The 22,462-nt window shown below is 33.8% G+C and carries 18 protein-coding genes, 1 tRNA gene and 2 pseudogenes; 15 read left to right on the top strand and 6 right to left on the bottom strand.

The genetic code is table 11. From position 1 onward, the window contains the following. Positions 1–3: 3 nt before the first annotated feature. Both ACFELV_RS03275 and ACFELV_RS03270 read right to left on the bottom strand, forming a co-directional pair. Positions 4–534: a hypothetical protein gene (locus tag ACFELV_RS03275; protein ID WP_375326727.1), complete on the bottom strand. Its 531-nt coding sequence runs from the start codon at positions 532–534 to the stop codon at positions 4–6. Between the two features lie 601 nt (positions 535–1,135). Next, a pseudogene (locus ACFELV_RS03270) lies at positions 1,136–3,028 on the bottom strand (Rne/Rng family ribonuclease); the annotation flags it as partial. Between the two features lie 733 nt (positions 3,029–3,761). Between ACFELV_RS03270 and ACFELV_RS03265 the strand changes: the two are divergent. The 3 genes from ACFELV_RS03265 to ACFELV_RS03255 all read left to right on the top strand — a co-directional run bounded on the left by ACFELV_RS03265 (position 3,762) and on the right by ACFELV_RS03255 (position 6,959). Further along, a complete protein-coding gene (locus ACFELV_RS03265) occupies positions 3,762–4,901 on the top strand; it encodes a hypothetical protein (protein ID WP_375326726.1) in 1,140 nt (379 codons plus the stop codon). 204 nt (positions 4,902–5,105) lie between these two features. Next, positions 5,106–5,921 (top strand): hypothetical protein, encoded by an 816-nt coding sequence (locus tag ACFELV_RS03260; RefSeq protein WP_375326725.1) that lies wholly within the window; start codon positions 5,106–5,108, stop codon positions 5,919–5,921. A gap of 105 nt (positions 5,922–6,026) precedes the next feature. Next, positions 6,027–6,959, top strand: coding sequence for a hypothetical protein (locus ACFELV_RS03255; RefSeq protein WP_375326724.1), 933 nt, complete (start codon positions 6,027–6,029; stop codon positions 6,957–6,959). A gap of 325 nt (positions 6,960–7,284) precedes the next feature. Here ACFELV_RS03255 and ACFELV_RS03250 read toward each other — a convergent pair whose 3' ends face one another. Together ACFELV_RS03250 and nusB are read right to left on the bottom strand one after the other, a co-directional pair. Further along, positions 7,285–8,076, bottom strand: a complete 792-nt coding sequence (locus ACFELV_RS03250) for an RlmE family RNA methyltransferase (RefSeq protein ID WP_375326723.1) — start codon at positions 8,074–8,076, stop codon at positions 7,285–7,287. Beyond that, on the bottom strand, positions 8,066–8,545 hold the full coding sequence (nusB, locus tag ACFELV_RS03245; protein WP_375326722.1) for a transcription antitermination factor NusB: 480 nt from the start codon (positions 8,543–8,545) through the stop codon (positions 8,066–8,068). The genes ACFELV_RS03250 and nusB overlap by 11 nt, the downstream gene beginning before the upstream one ends. 132 nt (positions 8,546–8,677) lie before the next feature. Here nusB and rseP point away from each other — a divergent pair, with 132 nt between their 5' ends. From rseP to ACFELV_RS03185, 12 genes and pseudogenes are all read left to right on the top strand, one after another. Beyond that, positions 8,678–9,751, top strand: coding sequence for an RIP metalloprotease RseP (gene rseP, locus ACFELV_RS03240; RefSeq protein ID WP_375326721.1), 1,074 nt, complete (start codon positions 8,678–8,680; stop codon positions 9,749–9,751). Positions 9,752–9,774: 23 nt separating this feature from the next. Then, positions 9,775–12,087 (top strand): outer membrane protein assembly factor BamA, encoded by a 2,313-nt coding sequence (bamA, locus tag ACFELV_RS03235; RefSeq protein WP_375326720.1) that lies wholly within the window; start codon positions 9,775–9,777, stop codon positions 12,085–12,087. Positions 12,088–12,333: 246 nt separating this feature from the next. Continuing rightward, positions 12,334–12,894: an OmpH family outer membrane protein gene (locus tag ACFELV_RS03230; RefSeq protein ID WP_375326719.1), complete on the top strand. Its 561-nt coding sequence runs from the start codon at positions 12,334–12,336 to the stop codon at positions 12,892–12,894. Between the two features lie 60 nt (positions 12,895–12,954). Then, positions 12,955–14,409, top strand: a complete 1,455-nt coding sequence (locus ACFELV_RS03225) for an NADP-dependent isocitrate dehydrogenase (RefSeq protein ID WP_375326718.1) — start codon at positions 12,955–12,957, stop codon at positions 14,407–14,409. Between the two features lie 20 nt (positions 14,410–14,429). Next, a complete protein-coding gene (locus ACFELV_RS03220; RefSeq protein WP_375326717.1) occupies positions 14,430–14,741 on the top strand; it encodes a Na+/H+ antiporter subunit G in 312 nt (103 codons plus the stop codon). A gap of 25 nt (positions 14,742–14,766) precedes the next feature. Then, positions 14,767–15,742: pseudogene (locus ACFELV_RS03215) on the top strand (DUF4040 domain-containing protein). A 26-nt stretch (positions 15,743–15,768) separates the two neighbouring features. Continuing rightward, positions 15,769–16,416 (top strand): heme exporter protein CcmB, encoded by a 648-nt coding sequence (locus tag ACFELV_RS03210; protein WP_375326716.1) that lies wholly within the window; start codon positions 15,769–15,771, stop codon positions 16,414–16,416. A gap of 119 nt (positions 16,417–16,535) precedes the next feature. Continuing rightward, the gene (locus ACFELV_RS03205; protein ID WP_375326715.1) at positions 16,536–17,015 is read left to right on the top strand and encodes a DUF2670 domain-containing protein; all 480 of its coding nucleotides are present in this window, start codon (positions 16,536–16,538) and stop codon (positions 17,013–17,015) included. 457 nt (positions 17,016–17,472) lie between these two features. Then, positions 17,473–18,000, top strand: a complete 528-nt coding sequence (petA, locus tag ACFELV_RS03200) for a ubiquinol-cytochrome c reductase iron-sulfur subunit (protein WP_375326714.1) — start codon at positions 17,473–17,475, stop codon at positions 17,998–18,000. 6 nt (positions 18,001–18,006) lie between these two features. Next, positions 18,007–19,203, top strand: coding sequence for a cytochrome b (locus tag ACFELV_RS03195; RefSeq protein ID WP_375326713.1), 1,197 nt, complete (start codon positions 18,007–18,009; stop codon positions 19,201–19,203). 4 nt (positions 19,204–19,207) lie between these two features. Then, on the top strand, positions 19,208–19,966 hold the full coding sequence (locus ACFELV_RS03190) for a cytochrome c1 (protein ID WP_375326712.1): 759 nt from the start codon (positions 19,208–19,210) through the stop codon (positions 19,964–19,966). Positions 19,967–20,403: 437 nt separating this feature from the next. After that, complete coding sequence (locus tag ACFELV_RS03185) at positions 20,404–20,853, top strand: hypothetical protein (RefSeq protein WP_375326711.1); 450 nt, start codon at positions 20,404–20,406, stop codon at positions 20,851–20,853. 27 nt (positions 20,854–20,880) lie between these two features. Here the strand turns inward: ACFELV_RS03185 and mgtE are convergent, their stop codons facing one another. Then, the gene (gene mgtE, locus ACFELV_RS03180; RefSeq protein ID WP_375326710.1) at positions 20,881–22,251 is read right to left on the bottom strand and encodes a magnesium transporter; all 1,371 of its coding nucleotides are present in this window, start codon (positions 22,249–22,251) and stop codon (positions 20,881–20,883) included. A 96-nt stretch (positions 22,252–22,347) separates the two neighbouring features. After that, positions 22,348–22,430, bottom strand: a tRNA-Leu gene (locus ACFELV_RS03175). Positions 22,431–22,462 lie beyond the last annotated feature (32 nt).

The following is a 22,462-nucleotide window of genomic DNA, read 5'->3' as shown; positions in this document are numbered from 1 at the left end:
TCTTTATCCTATACTTTCGAAATATAAAATTAATCGACTGATAATTTCTTCTGCTGCTCGTTTAGTAAGCTCCTCTACTCCTAATTCACCTAATGTATAGCTACTATAAACTGCAGAATCTACCCTATAAGTTGTGATATGATTAAATTTTCCCTCTGTTACTGTTCTATTGGTTTGTATATCAATTAGTTTATAGCGTACAACTTGATCGACTATTTCTCTTAAAGAGTCAGAATTTTTTTGTAATATAGAAGGGGATTTATTATTAGAAAATTCTATGTTTAATATATATTTAACTTTAACTCCATGCTTCCTAGGCAGTAGAGAAGATAAATGATAGACAAGCTCTGTTCCCGCCACCGAATTAATATCCTGGATTGTAATAGCATTTAATTGATTAATAGCTGGAGAACTAGATTGATTATATACTGCCCTTAAATTACAAGATGACAATAACAATAAACACTGTAGTACGAATAAGAGATTTTTTAGACTTCCTGCACTAGTCAATCTAATTGGTGATTTGGTTGTCAACCCTTGCTTTCCGCCGAGTAACAATCGTTTAGGTACACAGCTTGGCTCGGCTTCGTTGTTTTCTTCAAAATCCCGAGAACTTTTTTGAACTATATGCAGGACGTCTTGTAAACAGGAAAGATAATTCACTCTAACTTCCTCCTATTATTTCCTGATTTGAAATTGGGGTATCATTTTTTCTATCGAGTTTATGCTTATTACGCGCTCTTGGACGAGAATATGTTTTCTTAGCATTTTTCGGGGGGGATGAGGATTCCGAATTATTAGCATTATCTTTTAGTGGCGCAGCCGGTTGCAGCTCATTTTCTTTCTCAGCAGTTTTTTGTTGCTTCACCATATCTTTCTTACTTACTAGCTGCTCATTAATCCCAGTAGCCATTTGGCTTGGATTTATGGGGCTATCTAAAGGTAACTCTATTATCGTCTTTGGTGGCTGCAAAATAACATTAGGATGTAAGGCTTCTCGACTGGGTAGCTTATCATCGCTCCCCCCTGCCTTATTGCCTTGCACAATACCCCCATTGCCCGTTTCCTTTACGGACCCAATTTTCCCCTTTCCTGGTTTAGAATTGCCAGTTTCTTCATGATCTTTTACTATTATCTCCTGATTTATCTCTCCCCCTATTTCCGCTTTATTACCTGATACTTTCCATTTTTGTTTATTGTGATTAGCTCCCACTTTACTATTTTTTTCTTCTTGGTAATTCGCCGAAGGATTTTGAATTAACGGTTTATTATTCACTACTACATTACTAACTTTTTTCGGTAATTTTATTTTTTCAATTGAATAATTATCGGAAGTAGCAGTAGGATCAACCTGAAAGTTTAGTTTTAAACTATATTTCTGTTCAATGAAAGATATTTCTGACCGCTTATTATTGAGTAAATAAATTACTGAGCTTACATTAGCAAAAACGTTGATTACATCCACTGCTTCATTAAAGATTTCATTTTCTACTGTCCGTAAAATTAACATTGCATTGGATTCATCAGCTCTTACCAGCCCTTTACCATTACAATATGAACAAATTGAAGAATTGGACTCTAGAAAGGAAGGTCTAAGCCTTTGACGCGACATTTCCAGCAACCCAAACTGACTAATATTAGCAGTTTGAATTCGTGCCCGATCACGACTTAAAAATTCCCGGAAAGATCTCTCGATAATTCTCCGATTTCTAGTATCGTACATATCGATAAAATCAATTACTAATAGGCCAGATAAATCTCTTAATTTTACTTGACGAGCAATTTCTCGTGCTGCTTCTAAATTAGTCTTTAGTGCTGTTTCTTCAATATTTTTTTCTGAGGTAGCCTTACCAGAGTTCACATCTATTGAAATTAGCGCTTCGGTAGGATTGATTACTATATATCCCCCAGAAGGTAACGCAAAAACTGGTTGGTATAAGTTAGCTAATTGTTCCTCAATAGCAAATTTTGTAAAAATTGGTACCTTACTTTTATATTCTTTAAGCTTGCTAAGTTCTGTTGGTAAAATATCTTTCATAAACTTCACAGCATTTTGATATGCGGTGCTACCTTGTATTATCATCTCCTTGACCGTATGATCAAACATATCTCTAATTATTTTTTGAATCAACCCATCTTCCTCATGTATAAAGCACGGCGCTACTGATTTAAGAGTAATCTCACGAATTTTATTCCACAATTTCACTAAATAATCATAGTCTCGTTTAATATCTAAGGTAGTACAACCAGCACCTGCAGTACGTACTATAATGCTTGAAGTATTGCTATTATTTGCCGTTACTTTACTAATAATATTTTTTAGCCTTTTTCGTTCGTCAACGTTAGATATTTTACGGGACACCCCATTTTGCAAGGGAGTATTAGGCATTAAAACACAATATTTTCCAGCCAAAGATATAAAAGTAGTAAATGAGGCTCCTTTATTTCCTCTTTCTTCCTTAGTAACCTGAACAAGTATAACCTGCCCCTTTTTTATTACTTCTTGAATTTTATATTGTTTTTGCTTATTTTCTGCTTCTTTATTATTGCTCCATGAGCTTATTGTTTCAATATCATTATCCAAGACCTCTAGATTAAATTCACTTTGGATTTTTTCATCTACTAATTTCTCTATGGCGTTTAAATCAATTTCTTCACTATCTATAAGGGGGTTATATGACCTTTCTCTAACATTGTCCTCAAGGTCCTCAGCAGGAAGATTAGAAAAAGCAATTGCTTGTAAGTTCTCTATAGGCAATAATATTTTCGCATCAAAATTAGGTATATTATAATAATCTGGGTGAATTTCTACAAAAGACAAAAAGCCACTTTTATCTGCTCCATATTCTATAAAAGCAGCTTGCAAAGAAGGTTCTACCCTGGTAACTTTAGCAAGATATATATTACTTTTATTTTGTTGTTTAGTAGCTGTTTCATATTCAATATCTTCGATATTGTTATTTTGACTCAATAATACCGCTCTTGTTTCGTTAGGAAAATTAGCGTCAATTATAATTTTTTTATTCATTAATTTTTTACTCGTAAATTTCTACTAATATACTTTATATTCTTACTTAATATCGAAAAGGTTGCATTTATCGCCATAGGTTTTAAAATGTAATATTAACTAATGAATTTTTTATTCAAATATACTCATTTGATCTCAAGAATTGGATTTTATTTTAAGCATTAGACGTGCGGAAGTAACACTAATACATAAGCAGCACTCATTCTCCGCTAAAATGAAAAAACAATGCTTGAAAGCAAAGAAGCATACTCCACTATCTCTCTTAAACAACTGCAGTCTTATGCTTTACCATACCAACACCAGAACCTTACTATTGGTGCCAAGATTATTGTGGTTTTCAAACACTATATTAATCCCCTTACTATCCTGTCCCATATAATTCAACGCAATAGGCTGAGAATTCGCGCTAAATACATTATGTATAATAAATTTATTTAATTTATCCTGCTCCCCTTTAATAATTGTTTTACAATGATTGGGAGAGAAAATAAATACGGTAAGTACCAAAGATTTAAGGCAATTACTAACTTATAGTAACATTTGAAGTTCTGTTACCATATTTCCCCTAAAACTTTATTAAAATATGAAAATTACGTTCCTAATTCTTCAGTTTTGTGCAGTATAACTTGTTACATAGAATTCAGGTTAGTATAATAGAAACATTAATATCCTTACCAATACTTATAACTTAAAATTTATATACCATGTAATTTAGTTTAGCAAATAATTATTTATGAGCCAAAATCATCCGTTCCCAAGAGTGTTATTATTATTTCTCGGCGTGCTCTTTTTTGCCTGCACCACACATATTAACGCGCATATAATACCACGAGTACTCAGCAGTAAAGGCGTAACGAGTACGATATTGGCTAAGTTTGAATTAAACGAAATGCTAGGCTACATCATAGCTGGCTTAGGCATTACTACTTTAATTAACAAAATCAAATATAGAAGCCTAGCCATTAGCAGCTTAATAATCATCATAATTGGCATGACTAATATGATGCTAGTACAGGATTATACAATACTTAAATTCCACGGTATCATAATATCGATAGCATATTATACTTACGTCACTATTACTATAATACATATTTTAGAGGAGTCAGAGAATAAACACCTTGCTCTTATCATTTTTTCCCTATTGTGGATAGCGGGATATTTTTTAGTTTATTTATTAAGGCCCTTCTTAACAACCCATATAAATGCCTTATTAATATGTGTGACATTTTATATGTTAATTATTATAACTTGTTTGCCCAAAAGCAATATTATTCATAAAACACATATGATTTCAAAATTTTCCTTTTTAATGGAAAATATAGAACTACAGATCTTAACAGGCTTTATGGTAACTTACATTGTCTTTGCCATATTATGGTATTATGAAGGGTTTGCTAAACTTAATCAATTTCCTATCTCAAATATATGGTCTATTATCTACTACATATTTCTCACTATCTTACTCTTTATTGCCCCTATCATTCTCACTTTTAAGTTTATTAATAAATACTTAATGAATTTTATATTAATTAGCATATTAATAGCTAGTTTTATTCTGTTACCAAGCTATGGCACAAATTTAGTATGGAATATAATATTACTTTCACTTATTGGCCTGTGCCTCTGGTCTATCTTCCTGGGTAATATATTAATATTATCCGACAAATTTAGTAATCAGGACTATCGCATTGTCTTAATGATATATTTTACTATGTGCGCTCTTGGGATGTATTCAGGAGCTTTGTCTTCCTATATATCTTATGATCCTACTAACCCACAAAACTTTTTATTTTCCATCTTTACTGCCTCTACTATCTTTATTCTATATTATGCTTGGTGTTTATTTACCCAAAAATTATATAGAGGCTGAGAGTATTTTGTGATAATTTCAGCCCATACCAATATTATAGGCAATGTTAGTTAGCTCTCATATATTTGCAATACAGAAGGAGTAACTCAATTATTAATTAATCATTAATAAATTACTTTTTTATTAATGATTTTGTTGGACAATAGCGTATAATTACTGTATTATTCTGCATTACATCAATATTAATTAAAGGTAATTACTGACATGCTTGAATTTATTAAAAAATTTTTTAGATCTGACCCAACTACTCAATATAATCAAGATATACAAGATTTTACAGATATGATGCTACTAAAGGGTATAATACAGCGCGAAGATGAAGGCACTCTAACTAACAGGCTTAGCCAGGAAGGCGCAAATCCTAATTGTACGATTACTGAACAAAATACTCCTTTTACTAAAGAAACTGTGTTAAGTCAATATTATACTACTTTCGGTTTTACCCCTATGCATGTAGCAGTACTTTGGAACAATTCTCCAGCCATTCAAGTACTAGCAAAATATGGCGCTAATATTGATAGTATGAAGGAATATTATAACTTGTACTACAACATTTTTCTATACCGCAATTGGGATCTGATGAAAGAAGTGGGAAATATAGGAGCAAAATATTTCGTGGACCTTCTTATTCTACAGAAGAACACATCAACTACTCCTCTAGGATTAGCGGCACGTGTAGAGAATAATAAAGAGCTAATAAAATTACTCCTTGAAAATGGAGCGCAGCAAGATCTGGTAGACCCTATATTATTACAATCCCATGCCACCGAAACTACTAAGCACCACTTAAAGATAGCTAAACAAATAGCACTTATTACTGACTTATTATCTGATAACAAAAATGCTACTAATATTATATTTCAACGTTATCTTCACCATAACAATTTAGTGGAAGAGAATAAAGATTTTGCTCAAAAAGTATTCGCAAATTACACATCAGAACCCTATAATACAGAAAAATTCCAAGATACTGAGGTAATAGGCGAGCATTTTACTATAAAGTCAGAAGTGCAAATTTAGCTCTAGATAGGTTGTTTTCCTAGCTTGTGTTAACAAAATTTTTTGCTAGACAACAACTTGTGGTTACTTTACTATATTATCAATAAAGTAAAAACTATTAGATGTATGTGGGGTTATTTAAAACATTATTGGTGCAACCTAAGAGCGAAAAAAAAGTTAGAGGCCAAGCTGCTACAATCCATTATTAACAAAGATGATGTAACAGATATGGTCTCACATATCGTAAACGGGGCTGATCCTAATCAAATTATCACCGATCACAGTATTACCATCCCTCCTGGCACTCAGTTTCTTCGTGGGGTTACTCCTCTACAACTCGCAATAGCACAGCAAAGCCCTCTCTATATTCAAGCATTGCTAGATAATGGGGCTATCGCCAATAAAGCAAACAGCCCTTCACTAACATCGGCGCTTCAGAACATTACCCAACTATATGTCGCCATCATTGCATTGTATGATATTGCCGTAATAACACATTATATAGGTGGTGATAGTAATATAAAATCTCTGATTACTATTAACAATATTATATTACTTAATGCCTCAGCAGTGATTAGTACTGTGATGTTGCTACTCGACTTAATACCTAATATCACACTACCTATCATTTGTAAGGCGAACGTAATAATGCCTATAGAATTGGCCCTACAAACCGTAGAACACAAAGAAACAATAGTTCGAATACTTTTAGAATATGGAGCAGACCAAAACCTTGTCCGCGACCAAGCTTTATTACATTCCAATCTCAGCAATGCAACCAAAAAACACTTGCAAATAGCTAAAGAAATAAAATATATTATGGATTTAACTAATAACCATAATGTTCTTGCAACGGCCACTGCTATCACTCAATTTAAAGATTTCTATACTCTGCTAAAGGACCGTGATAAAGAGTTTGCCAATAAACTCTTCGCCTATTATAAAGATATAAAATGTCATGATAACGTAGAACAGTATGAGATAAATCCCTATATGGCAGGATTTTTGTCTGTAGGTAATATTATAGATATGACAGGGACTACACTTAACATAAGTTAACTATTGGCATTTAAAACAAAATATTATACTCTATATTCATATCATACCATTTTCCAAAACTAAATTAGCACTAGGAGTACGAGCGGCGTCTGCCTCCGCGTACATATACTGCTCGCAGATGAAAAGTTGGTAGACGAAGGTCAACTTCAAGAAGAGCAAGGAGTGTTCAAGTCTCAGAGCGCAGCGTACTTATGTACGTGAGCATCTGAGAACTTGAACAACGACGATGCCAATTCTTGAAGTTCACCGAGTATACTAGTACGTGAGGAGCAGAAGATCATGAGAAAGTACGACAAACATAAATAATTAGTATTCGGAAATGGTATCATTTCTTATTTAATGCTATTAAATATTCCTCTGTCGACTCTTTACGACTAGCAGCAGGCTTAAAATGTTTTACTATCTGAAAATTCAGCTTTATTTTAGTAAGAAGAGTATTTTCAAGACCACCCCGAAAAATTTTAGCAATAAAATGGCCCTGTGGTTTTAAAACTTTCAACGCAAATTCTAAAGCATGCTCACATAGATTCAAGGTTCTAATATGATCAGTAGCAGCATGCCCTATGGTATTAGCTGCCATATCACTCATAACAATATCAGCTTTATGCCTATTATTGCTCCTCTGGGATTGACCGTGGTTAAATAATGGGCGAGTTGCTACATGGGCATTATCTTCGCGTGCTAAGACCTCAATAAAATTAGGAGCATCATTAAGCAGCTCCATAATCATGCTTTCTGTGTCGTGGGCATAAAAATCTTGTTGCAAACATTGAACCCCGGCAATTGGCTCAATTTCTAGTAAATCCACCGCTATTATAAGGCTATTATTTGTATTTAATTTGTTAGGAATCACAATTTTTGCTGCTACTTGACTCCAGCCTCCTGGAGCAGCACCTAAATCTACAATTTTCATTCCTGGTTTTAATAATTTAAATTTGTCATTAATTTCCAGCAATTTATACGCCGCTCTTGATCTATATCCGTTGATTTGAGCCTTAGCAACATATGGGTCATTTAATTGACGCAAAAGCCACTGCCTTGAAGATGATTTACGCTTTTTAGCGCTTTTCACCGGGACAAACTTACCTCTAAACCCTAAAGTTCTATCAACTTTCATACTGTTCACTACTTGTTGCAATATTATCTAATATCGAATTAATAAAAGCTACTTCGTGATCATTTACCATATCACTGCCAATATCTGTGAACTCATTAATTATTACCTTCCTAGGAACATGAGGAAAATATAGCAATTCGCAAACTGCTACCCGTAAAAGTGCAACAAGCAAAATAGGTAAATTCGTTATTGCCCATTCACTTGCCAAATATTTAATTATTATATTATCAATTTGAGCTAATTTCAGCACTACGCACTTTACTAATGCTTCAAAATAACTTATGCTAAATTTTACTTTTATTGAGTTATTTGAATTATTGCGAGCTCGCTCATCTTGGTAGAATTGAATCATTTGCTGCATGAGAAGATTAATGTTTGGGGCTGGCACTTCCAACTGATATTGATACATTAGTTGCACGGCAGCAATTCGCGCTATTGTTTTGCTACTAATCTTATTTTGGCAAGTCATATACAAGTAGGAGCTATTTCATTAAAATAATAGAGTCATGTTAACAAAGTTTACAATGTTTTGTTATTACAATATAAGCCTTAATACCATATAACCCTAATTTAGTAAATAATATTTAAAAATTTGTTCTGCATGTTGTCGCTATTTGGGTATATTATTACTATCAGTATATTAGTATTTATTCATGAATTTGGTCATTATTATGTGGCCAGGTTGTGTGGTATGAAAATTGAAGTATTCGCTATAGGTTTTGGGAAAGAACTATTCTCTAGGGTAGATCAACAAGGGGTTAAATGGAAAATTTGCAGTTTACCATTTGGAGGTTATGTCAAAATACATGGTTTTGACTCCACCGCCTATCCGCCAGAACAAAAAATTGATAGACAACCTGGAGCTTTTCGCAGTAAACCTCTTTATGCGCAATTTTTAACGGTTATTGCCGGCCCTATCGCTAATTATGTATTAGCTATCTTGATCTTCACTACTCTTTATTGTTACTACGGTCAACTTACATTCCCACCAGTAGTAGATAAAATAGAAGTGGGCTCCCCTGCGGAAAAAGCAAACCTTCAAGAGAATGACCGCATTATCATGATGGATAATAAAAAAATCAAAGACTTTGCTACGTTACAACGGAATCTTCTGCTGAATAATAAACCAACCTTAAACCTATCAATAGTCAGAGAAGGAAAGATCATTAATATTTCTGTGGCCCCTGAAAAAATGAAAAAACCGAGTAAAGATAATAATACATTAATAGAAATCCCTTATATAGGGGTAATTGCTAAAAATGAACCAGTTTTGAACAAACTTAATATCTTGCAAGGTATATATAAAGCTTCCATTGATGCTATTAATATTTCCCATCTTATTTTAAAAACGCTAGGGCAAATGATAATTGGTACAAGGCCGTTAGAACTTGCTGGCCCTATTACCATTGCCCAAGAATCAGGTAAATCATTAAGTTATGGGATAGTAGATTTTGCATTATTTATAGCCATGATATCAATTAATTTAGGACTACTTAATCTTTTACCTATTCCAGTATTTGATGGTGGGCATTTAATGTTTATAATATACGAAGGAATATTTGGTAAAGCACTAAATCAACATGTAAAAACTGTTATGTTGAAAACAGGCATGCTAATAATTATTTTTCTTATTGTATTTTCTATCTCAAATGATATAAAAAATTTAATACACTAAAATACATCCAAAAGAAGGGTCTTGTGAAAAACAACGTGAAGTCAACTATTAAGCTAGCTATTTTTACAACAACTATTTTATATCATGCTTCTTCCTTATCAGCTGAGTATATAAAAAAAATAACTATTCAAAATAATGAGAGGGTTGAGGCTTCTACTATTATCAATTATCTCAAGCTTCACGTAGGAGAAGAATATACTTTAGCCAAAGAAGATGCAGCCCTAAAAAGCCTATATTCTACTTCTTTATTTGAAAATATTAATATTAAATTCTTAAATAATGGTAATTTGGTAGTTAAAGTCACAGAAACGCCTTTTATCACTAAAGTAATATTGCAAGGTAATTCAAAAATTAAAACGGCTCAACTATCCAAAGAATTATTAACTATGGCTGGCGACTCAGTAAGTCATAGTAAAATTCAGTTAGATGTTAAAAAAATTAAAGAAATTTATAAGCGTTCTGGACGTTTTTCTACAATTGTAGTGCCTAAGATAGAAACACTGCAAAATAGTAGAGTCAAAGTTATATTTGATATCACCGAAGGCCCCAAAACTACTATTAGACAAATTTATTTTAATGGTAACAATAATTATAGTGATAATGAACTGCAATCAATTATCATGACAAAAAGAACAAGGTGGTTTAGCTTTTTTGAAACCAATGACACCTATGATCCTGATAGATTAGAATATGACAAAGAATTACTCAAGGAATTTTACCAATCTGTAGGGTTTGCGGATTTTCGGGTTATTTCAGCCACCGCCGAATTAGGCACCACTAAAGAATATTTCTCAATTACTTATTCAGTAGAAGAAGGACAAAAATATAAAATTGGCCATATATCTATTGATAATAAATTATTAGATACTGAGGTCACTGCCTTACAAAAATATATTACCGTAAAACCCGGTAGCATTTTTAATATTAAAACCTTAAATCAAATAGCTGATAAGATGTCTTTATATTTTGCGGTTTCAGGTTATCCAGGAGTGAATATCTACCCTGATGTTAGTAGTCGAAATCCTGATCACACTATTGACATTAAATTTGTTATAGAAAAAGCGGATAAAGCCTTTATTAATCAAATAAATATTAATAATAATTTAAAAACTGAAGATAAAGTTATTAGACGTGAATTCAAAATTGCTGAAGGAGATATTTTTAATCGTAGTTATATTGAAAATGGCGAGAAAAATCTACGGAATTTAGATTATTTTGAACAAGTATTGGTTAATCTTACTCCCACAGATAAAAAAGATAAATATGATCTTAACATTGAGGTTGAAGAAAAATCTACTTCCTCAATCGGCTTTGATATCGGATATAATACGGCTGGCGGTTTATTTGGACGCCTTTCATTTTTGGAACGCAATTTAATTGGTACAGGTAAAATTTTAAACGCTGGCGTGCAAACTGGTAAGAAAAGTATTAGTTATTATGGCGGAATAACCGAGCCCCATTTCCTAGACAAAGATTTATCACTAGGAATTAACGTGTTTAAAAACCATGTCGGTCGTGGAACTTCATTTTTATCTCAAGGCGATCAAAATTATACTTTAAAATCAGTAGGATTGAAAACTTCTCTTGGTTATGAAATAGCCGAAGATTTAAGCCATGAAATTGAATATACTATCAAAAAGGAGGAATTAAAGTCACCAACCGAATCAAATTCTATATTCTTAAAGGAGCAGATGGGAAAATTTACTACTTCTGCTATTGGACATACTATCACTTATGAGCAACTTGATAGCCGCATTATTCCTAAAAATGGTTATATTATAAGCGGTACTCAAGAATTTGCCGGGGTGGGAGGGAACAATAAATATCTTAAACATGAACTAGATGGTAAATATTTCAAATCATTTGTTAATAACAAAGTTACTTTAAAATTAGCAGCCAGTATAGGTAATATCAAAGGTATAGGTAGCAAAAACGTCAGAATTTCTGATCGCTTTAACCTAGGTGATTACAGTCTGAGAGGATTTTCTTCAGGAGGCGTAGGACCGCGAGAGAAAAAAACCTCGGAAGAACTTGGAGGAGAAAAATTCTATACCTTTTCCACAGAGTTAAATTTTCCTACTGGTTTACCGGAAGAATTTAACTTAACTGGAGCGGTTTTTATGGACGTTGGAAGTCTCTGGGGTGTAGGGCGCAAAACAAAAACTTATCCGCCAGATAGTTTCTATAATGATAAATCTTTACGTGCTTCTGTTGGAGCAGGTTTTATATGGATTACTAGGCTTGCCCCTATCAGGATGGACTGGGCGTTCCCTATTAAGAAAAAACCTTATGATGATAAACAAACTTTTCACATAAAATTTTCTACCCATTTTTAGTGATTTCCTTAACTAGTCGCAAGAGAATATTAGACTTCTTGCGACACGCACTTTGAGACAGGAATGTAAAGTAGATAGGGAGGACAAAACCGCAACGTACTTACACATATAGATCAGGATTTGAGCCTTGATTTGTCCCACGCGATCCTTATGCCGCAGGCAGTAAATAACATAAGGGACAGTTAATGAAGTAGCCCTAGATTCGTGTAGGTTGGCAACCATAATTTAGCTTTGAACATATTAAATATGACGCATTATCGCTGGTTGATTACAATAATTTATATAATATTATCATACTATACTCCAGTTTATGCTGCTCATTCTAATAATGAAACTAAATTTTTAGGGCAAATCGCTATAGTAGATATTCCTGCTGTTTTAGAATCTTCAGTGGCAATTCACTCTATAAGAAAATCTGTTGAGAATATCAGCAAAAAAATACAACAAACTCTATTAGAAAAAGACGCAGAATTTAAAGCATTAGAGAGCAAACTACTAGCAAAACGAAATAATATAAGCGAAGCTGCTTTTAATGAGGAAGTGCATCATTTTAACCAAAATGTCAATGTAGCACGCAAGCACCTACAAGAAAAAAAAATAATGCTCACACATTCACATAGCGAAGCGGTAGGCAAGGTACAACAGGCTATACTGAACATTATCAGTACATTAGCAGAAAAATATAATATCGATATAGTCATTTCTAATACTCAAATTTTGTTTGCTAAAAATACTCTTAATATTACTTCAGAAGTGATAGAAGAATTAAATAATAGTTTAAAACAGGTGGAAATTACCTATGAGTAATAATTGTGACAGTAATAGATTTCTTAGAAATTATATTAAACGATACTTTATGAGGTAATAATGACAGACTTTACTCCTATCACAGTAGCATATGGGGATGGAATAGGCCCCGAAATAATGACTGCAGTACTGCACATTTTAAAGGAAGCGAAAGCAAGAATACGCATAGAGGTGGTAGAAGTAGGAGAAAAATTGTATAACAAACATTATACTTCAGGGATTGCTGAGGATACTTGGGAGTCATTAACTAGAACTAGAGTTCTTTTAAAAGCTCCTATTACTACTCCCCTAGGTGGCGGCTATAAAAGTTTAAATGTCACACTTAGGAAAGCTCTCTCTCTATACGCAAATGTGCGGCCTGCTGTTTCTTATGCGCCTTTTATTAAAACATTGCATCCAAATCTTAATATAGCAATTATTCGGGAAAATGTCGAAGATTTATATGCAGGCATTGAATATAGACAAACCCACAACGTCTATGAGTCTCTTAAATTAATTAGCAGGGTGGGTAGTGAGAAAATTATTAGATACGCATTTGAATATGCTATAAAAAATAATCGTAAAAAAGTTACTTGCTTTAGTAAAGATAATATTATGAAGCTTTCAGATGGGATTTTTCATCAAGTGTTTAAAGAAGTAGCAGTTGAATACCCACAAATTCAAAGTGACTATTATCTGATGGATATAGGAACCGCTCGCCTAGCTACTACCCCAGAAATATTTGATGTAGTGGTTACCTCCAATCTCTATGGAGATATAATATCTGATGTCACATCTGAAATTTCTGGTTCAGTTGGCTTAAGTGGTTCCGCCAATATAGGAGAAGGATACGCTTTATTCGAAGCAGTCCATGGATCTGCACCCACCATTGCTGACCAAAATATCGCTAACCCTTCTGGGTTACTTAATGCGGCAATTATGATGTTAATCCATATTCGGCAGGGGGATATTGCCACCTTAATAGAAAATGCCTGGAAAAAAACCCTTGAAGAAGGAATCCACACCCAAGACATTTATCACGCTAATATATCCAGCAAAAAAGTTGGTACTAAAGAATTTGCACAAGAAGTTATTAAAAGACTTGGTGCAACCCCTTCTATGCTGCAAGTTGCTAGGTATTCTACCGTACCTACTCACGAAAATGATGATAGGACCTATTCTATTAACCTTACTGAAATCAAAAGTTTAATAGGAGTAGATGTATTCCTTCAGATGAATGTCCTATCGGCCCATGATGTAGCTACTAAAATTCAAGATATAAATTTGGGAGAGCTAGAATTAAAAACTATTTCTTCTATGGGACTTAAACTCTGGCCTCATAATGATCGGTTTGAACTTATTTCTGATCACTGGTGCTGTCGTTTTATGGCCAAAACAACAGGAGACGCAATCCAGCACCTAGCAATAGCCGATTTACTTAAAATATTAAGTAATAATCATATAGATTTTATTAAAATTGAAAATCTCTTTTTATTTGATCAAAAACCAGGCTTCTCTTTAGCGCAAGGGGAATAAGTGAAAGGAATGATGTTATTATGATGCTATTTATTGGTTATATATTCATATTTTTAGGTATTAGCGCTATATTTTCTGGTATTATAGGGTTGGTTCGATTTGTAGATTTTTATACTAAGATTCACGCTGCGAGTTTGATTGAATGTTGTGGGGTCCCTTTAACCCTTATTGGCCTTGCTTTCTTACAACAGGATTCTTCTAGTACTTACAAACTAATTTTTGCGGTAATATTAATTTTAATATTAAATCCTGTTTCAACTTATGCCATTGGCAAAGCCTCTTTATTGAGTTCGACTCAAAGCCATTCTAAAGCTAACATACAATCCGAATAAAGGATAAGAGTAATATAGGGCTTTTATGATACCAGAAATAATAAATTTTTATCTTGCTACTTGGTTCTTGATAAGTATCCTCATTTTATTAACTTTAGTAATAATCAAACTTAACTTTTGCAACACTCTCTTAGAAACAATAATCAATAGTTCTATCGTTAGTTTATTAATCAGCCTAGCTTATTTATTAATGGATGCTCCAGACGTGGCGATGACAGAAATAGCTCTAGGCAGCTGTTTATCTAGCTGTGTTTTATTAAGTTTTTTAAGCAAGTTGCCCAAAACACAAAAATATCATTTAACTCAAACGCGCTTAATAAGCTCTTCGATTATTTGTTTAGTGTTTATAATAGTTTTTACGCTATTAGGCACAGAATTACCGGAATATGGTGCTAATAATTCTCCTCTACAAAACCACCTCACTAAATACTACATCCAGAATACTAAAGCAGATATTGGTATCTCATCTTTTGTTGCCGCCATCCTTGCTAGCTATAGAGGCTATGATACTTTTGGAGAAACTATAGTAATTTTAACAGCAGGCATATCAGTATTACTATTATTGTCAAAAAAAGTTCAACATGTTTAAAAATTTTATCATTATCAAACAGCTGACGCTTTTTATATTACCTTATATATTCCTCTATGCCTTATATATTCAAATTAATGGAGAATCCTCACCAGGCGGAGGCTTTCAATCTGGGGTGATATTTGCCTCTATTCTAATTGGTTTAGATTTAGTGTATGGACCGTTAAAGTTCAAACATTATTTTTCTACTGACACCCTAATGGTTATCGCTACTATAGGGGTGCTAATCTATGCTGTGGTTGGTATAATACCCTTACTATATAATGATAATTATTTAAATTATTACTCCCTTACTCATAATAAATTATTATCTCAACATATTGGTATTTTTATTATTGAGTTAGGGGTAGGGTTATGTGTAGCAGCAGTAATGTATTTAATATATTCTACTATAACTAATAGCCCAGAATAAGCACCCTTTTACTACCTAGGTATATTATGAGTAGATTAATACAGCTAATCAAATGGGAGTATTTAATTCAAAATCGTATTAATAATCTTACCCAATATCTAGTAATATTTTTTTCATTTTGTACTTTTAGCCTTACCTTAATTAATGAACAAGAAAATATTACCAAATTTAGCATGACTTTTTCTATAATTTTGTTACCTTTAGCTTTAATGAATTTACCACATATTATATTTAAGCAAGACTTAGAAGATGGCAACCTAGAATTGTTATTAACTAACTTCACTGCCAATGAAATTATTATCTCTAAATTTCTTACTATTTGTTTAACCTCTATCAGCAGTACTGTGCTTAATCTACCAATAATTTATTTCTTTTTTAATATCTCATTGGCAACCCTAACCTATATTTTGCTAGTCTTAATTTTATTACTAATTTTAGCTAGTGCTTTATTAATCTTAATTGCTGCTATTCAAAGCTATTTTAGGGCAAATACTTATTTATTGCCCGTATTAATCATGCCATTATTAATGCCTAATATTATACTTGGGGGAATAATTATTCATAATCCTAATAATCTTAGTTTAACTTTCTGTATGTTGGGAATTAATATAATACTTTTACCAATTATATTGTTTCTAGCAGCATATTTAATTAGTAACATTTACAACATTTAATATTAATTATCAGTTTTCCCCATGTTTAAACTAATAAAAAATTTGTCATTTTTTTATAATTCCTGTACCATACCATCTAAGAATTTTTAATCGTTGTATCAATTTATGGAAATATATTTATGTGGCTAGCATTAAGAAGGTTGATCACAGCCAATCCTATCGGAATATTTTTATGGGGACTGATAGCCAAATGGTACGTGATGATAGCGGTAGCATCTTTAGTAGTGCTATTTTGGGTAGTAAAAGGTCTGGAGAAAACCAAATTTCTTGATGCTATGGAAACAGCTACAAAGGAAATATTTACCATTACTAAAGGAGCCGCCCAAAACTGTATCCCAAAATTAGGACCAACCTTTACGGATTTAACTAATTTTTGGAATTGTTTAGGTGATCCGCCAGCATATGATAAAGATAAACCGGCATATGATAAAGATCAGGGAGAGATCAAGACTCACGAAGAAGAGTTAGAAAAAGATTTTAACAAAATATTACCTAAAGATAAAACAGTGCCAGAAATGGTACCATATAGCAATCCTTATGATATACCTGACACGCCCAGCCCTAATAACCCACCGCCTAATAATCCCCAATCACAATAAGGGATATGACAATTCAGGGTCTGGTTGTGTGGACAAAAATTATCTCCTCACTTCTCCTTGATTGGTTACCCTTGATTTTTTATGCTAGTTTGGTATTATAGGCGAGAAAATAACAGCCTCACCAATAGACTTCTTTTAGAGCTTGCTTCTGGTAGGAAATTTGAAGAAGGCTCCTCGCTTCAAACCGCAGCGTACGGCAGTAGTAGTGAGGATTTGAGCCTAGATTCATTAGACCTCTTGCATAACCTAAAGATAGTTGAGGAATTTTTAGGAAAAACGTAGCCCAGCACCACATCGTACATAGAAGTACGTGAGGAGCGGAGACAAGTTTTGACAACAAAATTACCAACTAGATTAGGTTATGCAAGGGGGCTATTGTCCAAATTACCATCGCCAGTAGAGTTTCGAAAGAAGCCTAATAATACCAACATAATAGCTGAATATATAATAATATTTTATGTCTGACCCACAGGATGATAACAAAACAACCCGCAGAGATTTTATAACTCTCTCCGCTACTAGCATGGTTGCTGTTGGCGCAATGTGCAGCGCTTGGCCCCTTATTGATTCATTTAATCCTTCTGCTGACGTTTTAGCTATATCTTCAATCGAAGTAGATTTATCGAAAATATCACCTGGACAAACGCTAACTGTGAAATGGCAAGGAAAACCAGTTTTTATTACCAATAGAACCCAGAATCAAATTAACGAAGCAAGAAACACCAAACTCTCGGAATTAGTAGATCCTGAACCTGATCAAAATAGGGTAAAAGCAGGCCATGATAACTGGCTAGTTACCATAGGGATTTGCACCCATTTAGGATGTGTGCCTCTTGCAAATCAAGGAGATTATGATGGCTGGTTTTGCCCTTGCCATGGTTCCCACTATGATTCGTCAGGACGAATCCGTAAGGGCCCAGCCCCTCTAAATTTAGCTGTTCCTCCTTATGAATTTATTTCCAATACTAAAATCAAAATTGGGTAATTATTTATGACTCAAGACGATTATCCCAAGAAAGCTAATTCTATAATAGAGTGGCTAGAGTATAGGCTTCCTATTTTTTCCTTTTTTAAACATTTAGGTGAATACCGCACTCCCAAAAATTTGAGTTATTTATGGAATTTGGGGTCAATTGCTGGCATTGCTTTAGTCATTCAAATCATCACTGGTATTATTTTAGCTATGCATTATACTCCGCATGTTGACCATGCATTTGATAGTGTAGAAAAAATTATGCGTGATGTCAATTATGGGTGGTTATTGCGTTATATCCATTCCGTAGGCGCCTCTATGTTCTTTGTTGCAGTCTACCTTCATATTGCTAGAAGCCTCTATTATGGTTCATATAAAACACCTCGAGAATTATTATGGCATATAGGTATAATAATTTTGCTTATGATGATGGCCACCGCCTTTATGGGCTATGTGCTACCTTGGGGTCAAATGAGTTACTGGGGAGCAACCGTAATAACCAATTTATTTTCGGCTATACCTATTATAGGAAAAAATATCGTGACCTGGCTTTGGGGCGGATTTTCCGTTGATAATCCTACACTGAATAGATTTTTTGCCTTACATTATTTATTGCCTTTTATTATAGTCGCGTTAGTCATGTTACATTTAGTCGCATTGCACATTCATGGCTCTAATAATCCTAAAGGTATTGATGTTAAAACTGATAATGATACCATTCCTTTCCATCCTTACTATACGATCAAAGATTTTGTTGGATTTGGGTTTTATTTTGTAATATTTGCCTTTTTTATATTTTATCAACCAAATTATTTAGGACATCCTGATAATTATATTCCAGCTAATCCTTTAGTCACCCCTGCTCATATAGTGCCGGAATGGTATTTTTTACCGTTTTATGCAATCCTGCGAGCTGTTCCATCCAAACTTGGCGGAGTTGTATTAATGCTCTCCAGTATATTGATATTATTTATTCTTCCTTGGCTTGATACCTCAAAAGTAAGAAGCGCAAATTACCGCCCCATTTTTCGGGTTTCTTTCTGGGTGTTTATATTCAATTGCTTACTACTTGGATATCTTGGAGGTATGCCAGCAGAAGAACCTTATCTTACATTAAGTAGGTTAGCGTCTACCTATTACTTTTTTCATTTTTTAATCTTGGTACCATTAATTGGCAAATATGAAAAACCGCTCCCCCTACCGTATCACTTATGAACTTATGACAGATTTTTTAAAAACATTTATTTATTTTTTGATTTTACTTACTCCCTACATTACTCAGGCTAATGAAGCTCTACCTCCAAAAAAAGTTAACTGGCCATTTGATGGAACTTTTGGTACAGTAGACCGAAAAGCTGCACAGAGAGGATTTCAAGTGTACAAAGAAGTTTGTGGTGCTTGTCATGGCCTATATAATTTATACTACCGCAATCTTAAAGAGTTAGGTTTTTCTGAAGCAGAAATTAAAGAAATAGCCAAAAGCTATACCTTGCAAGATGGCCCAAATGATCTTGGTGAAATGTTTGAAAGACCAGCCCTGCCATCTGACCGTTTTAGCCGCCCCTATCCTAATGAGCAAGGCGCCCGCGCTGCTAATAATGGAGCTTACCCTCCGGATCTATCGTTGATAATTAAAGCCCGACCTAATGGTGCTAATTATCTATACTCTCTGCTCACCGGCTATACTAACCCTCCTGAGCATTTTAAATTAATGCCAGGGCTACACTATAACCCCTATTTTCCTGGCGCGCAACTGGCAATGCCAGCTCCTTTGACGAATGGCCAAGTAACCTATATAGATGGAACGGAATCTTCAATAGAACAAATGGCTATGGATGTCACCATTTTCCTACAATGGGCTGCTGAACCAGAAATGGAACACCGTAAATCACTGGGATTAAAAGTCATGTTATTTTTAGTAATCTTGACTATTTTCTTGGCAATTTCTAAAAATCGAATTTGGCAGAATGTTAAATAACACTGGCTATATGAAATAATTTTATCTATATTTATATGATAATTATATACTCAATGGATTTCAAGCGTTGAGTTTCATTGTGGGGATGAGCACGGGAGCGTAGCTAAGCCATAATAAAATAAACTTCTTTTAGAACTCACTTCTGTAGGGAATGTGAAGGAAGGCTCTTCGATTCAAACCGCAGTGCATGTGCGGCTTTGAGCCTAGATTCATTGTCCAGATTACCATCGCCAGTAGAGTTTCGAAAGAAGTCTAATGAAAAAAACAACTCTTGAAAGGCGAAGAGTATACTCACTTTATATATGTAAGGGCTAAAAGTAATGAGAACATTTATTTGTATATTTACTAAATTTTTGCTACCCCTATCACGACATAATAGCCTAACTCAACTTTATCTTAAACATTCATTTGTGATAATTTTTATCACTGTTTTCTGTATGAAAGCTATTGCAGCCACCCCACAAGTACCACAATGGCAGGAGACTGAAGCACAGTTCCAAATTATCGCTCACGATATATCAGATTTAAAGACTGAAAATACACTCTTAGGATCCCTCCTTCAACAAAATAATAAAACTTTAAAAGCCGTATTAGAAAAAGATCAAAAAACTGTATTATCTTTCACAATTCACTACGAAGCGCCAGTAAAGTTAAACAATACTAAAGAAAGAAAACAACAAACTATTACTCAATATGGGTTATACCAAACTCTTAATCCTAAGGTGCAAGCTGTTTTAGATCCTCATAACCCTTCGTCTACTATCAAAATTCGATTTGCTTTAAATGATCCTATACTAATACAATTTAGGGTAAACCAAGACTTTATAGCTGCCCCTCCTCTACTCACCAATACTATAGATGATGATTGGACAGCAGCCTCTAAATAACTAACTTAAGTTATATTTTGAAGTGAATTATACGAGGAATAAATAAGCTAAAGTTAAGAAGGTAAAAAATCCAAATGAATCAGTGATGGTGGTAAGAAATACACCTGAGCCAGTAGCGGGGTCAAGATTTAAATAATGTAGTATAATTGGAATTAGCGAGCCGAAAAGTCCAGCGATTAGAAAATTGAGTATAACCGCAATTGCAAAAATAAGGCTCAGATTAGGATCAGAAAGCATTACTAGACTGAGCAAAGCCCCCACTAAAGCTAATACCAAACCATTAAATCCACATACCATTACCTCTTTACAAATTACCTTTAACATATTACTTGGGTGAATATCTTTATTTGCCAGGGCTCTTACTGTCACGGTCATCGCCTGTGTACCAGCATTGCCTCCCATAGACGCCACTATCGGCATTATGGAGGCAAGAGCTATCAGCTTAGAAATGGTCACACTAAATTGGTTAATGATTATAGACGTTAGGCAAGCAGTAATTAAATTGACAAACAACCAAGGAAATCGATGCTTTACTGTATAGAATAGATTATAAAATGTATCTTGTGTATGTACTCCCCCAAGAGACATTATATCTTTTTCAGTTTGCTGTTCAATAATATAAATCATATTATCTATTGAGACGGTTCCTACTAATTTACCGCTCTTATTGATTACCGGCACAATAGTTAGAGCATATTGCTTAAAAATAAAACTTAATTCACTTAATTCAGTAAAGATATCGGTAATTTTAAATTCATGAATCATAATCTTTTTTATTGATTCATCAGCCTCATGTTTTAGTAAAGTACTTAATAATATAATACCTATAGGACGATATTTGTGATCTGTTATAATCGCTGCATGAAAATCTTGTCTTATATGCTTATGCCTAATAACTTCTATAGCTTTCCCTACCGTCCAGTCTTCATAAAAAGAGATAAAATTTCGTTCAATAACTCTACCTACCGTATTTTCTGGGTAAGTACAAGCTTCAAGAATTTGCTGCCTTTTTTCAGATTTTAAACTACTTAATATTAGTTCTTTCGTAATATCATCTAAATCTACTATTACCTCCACCGCCTCTTCTATTGCTAGTTGATTAATTAGTTGGGCACTTTTTTGAACTCCTAAGATTTGGATTATTACAGCTTTACTGCTAACACTAAGTTGTACTAAAATCTCAGGTCGCAAGGAGGGAGCAAGAAGAGGTAAAATTATTTTATAAGTTTTGTGATTAAGGTTATCGAGGAAATCTGCAAGATCAGCATAGTGAAGCTTGCTCATAATCTCTACTGCTTCCTTGATCTGCTCATTATTAATAAGATTATTAATTTGTTCAAAAATTTCTTCAAATTGATCTTGATGAACACATAATACACTTTTGGGTTGGTTCTGCATAATTCCTCAGTGGGATTATTGAATTTTAAAATTATCCCTAAATAACCACGAAGAATTAGACTCTACTATTCTTCTTTGGTAAAAATTATACGATATTGGTGCGGCCGAGAAGATTTGAACTTCCACTCCAAAGAACAGCACCCTCAATGCTGCGCGTCTACCAATTCCGCCACGACCGCATTAGCAATTTTTATTAATAGTCTAAATTCGA

This window comes from Candidatus Tisiphia endosymbiont of Nemotelus uliginosus (assembly GCF_964264835.1).
Taxonomy (GTDB): Bacteria; Pseudomonadota; Alphaproteobacteria; order Rickettsiales; family Rickettsiaceae; genus Tisiphia.
The sequence above is the reverse complement of the archived record's forward strand: the minus strand, read 5'-3'. Positions and strand labels throughout refer to the sequence as shown.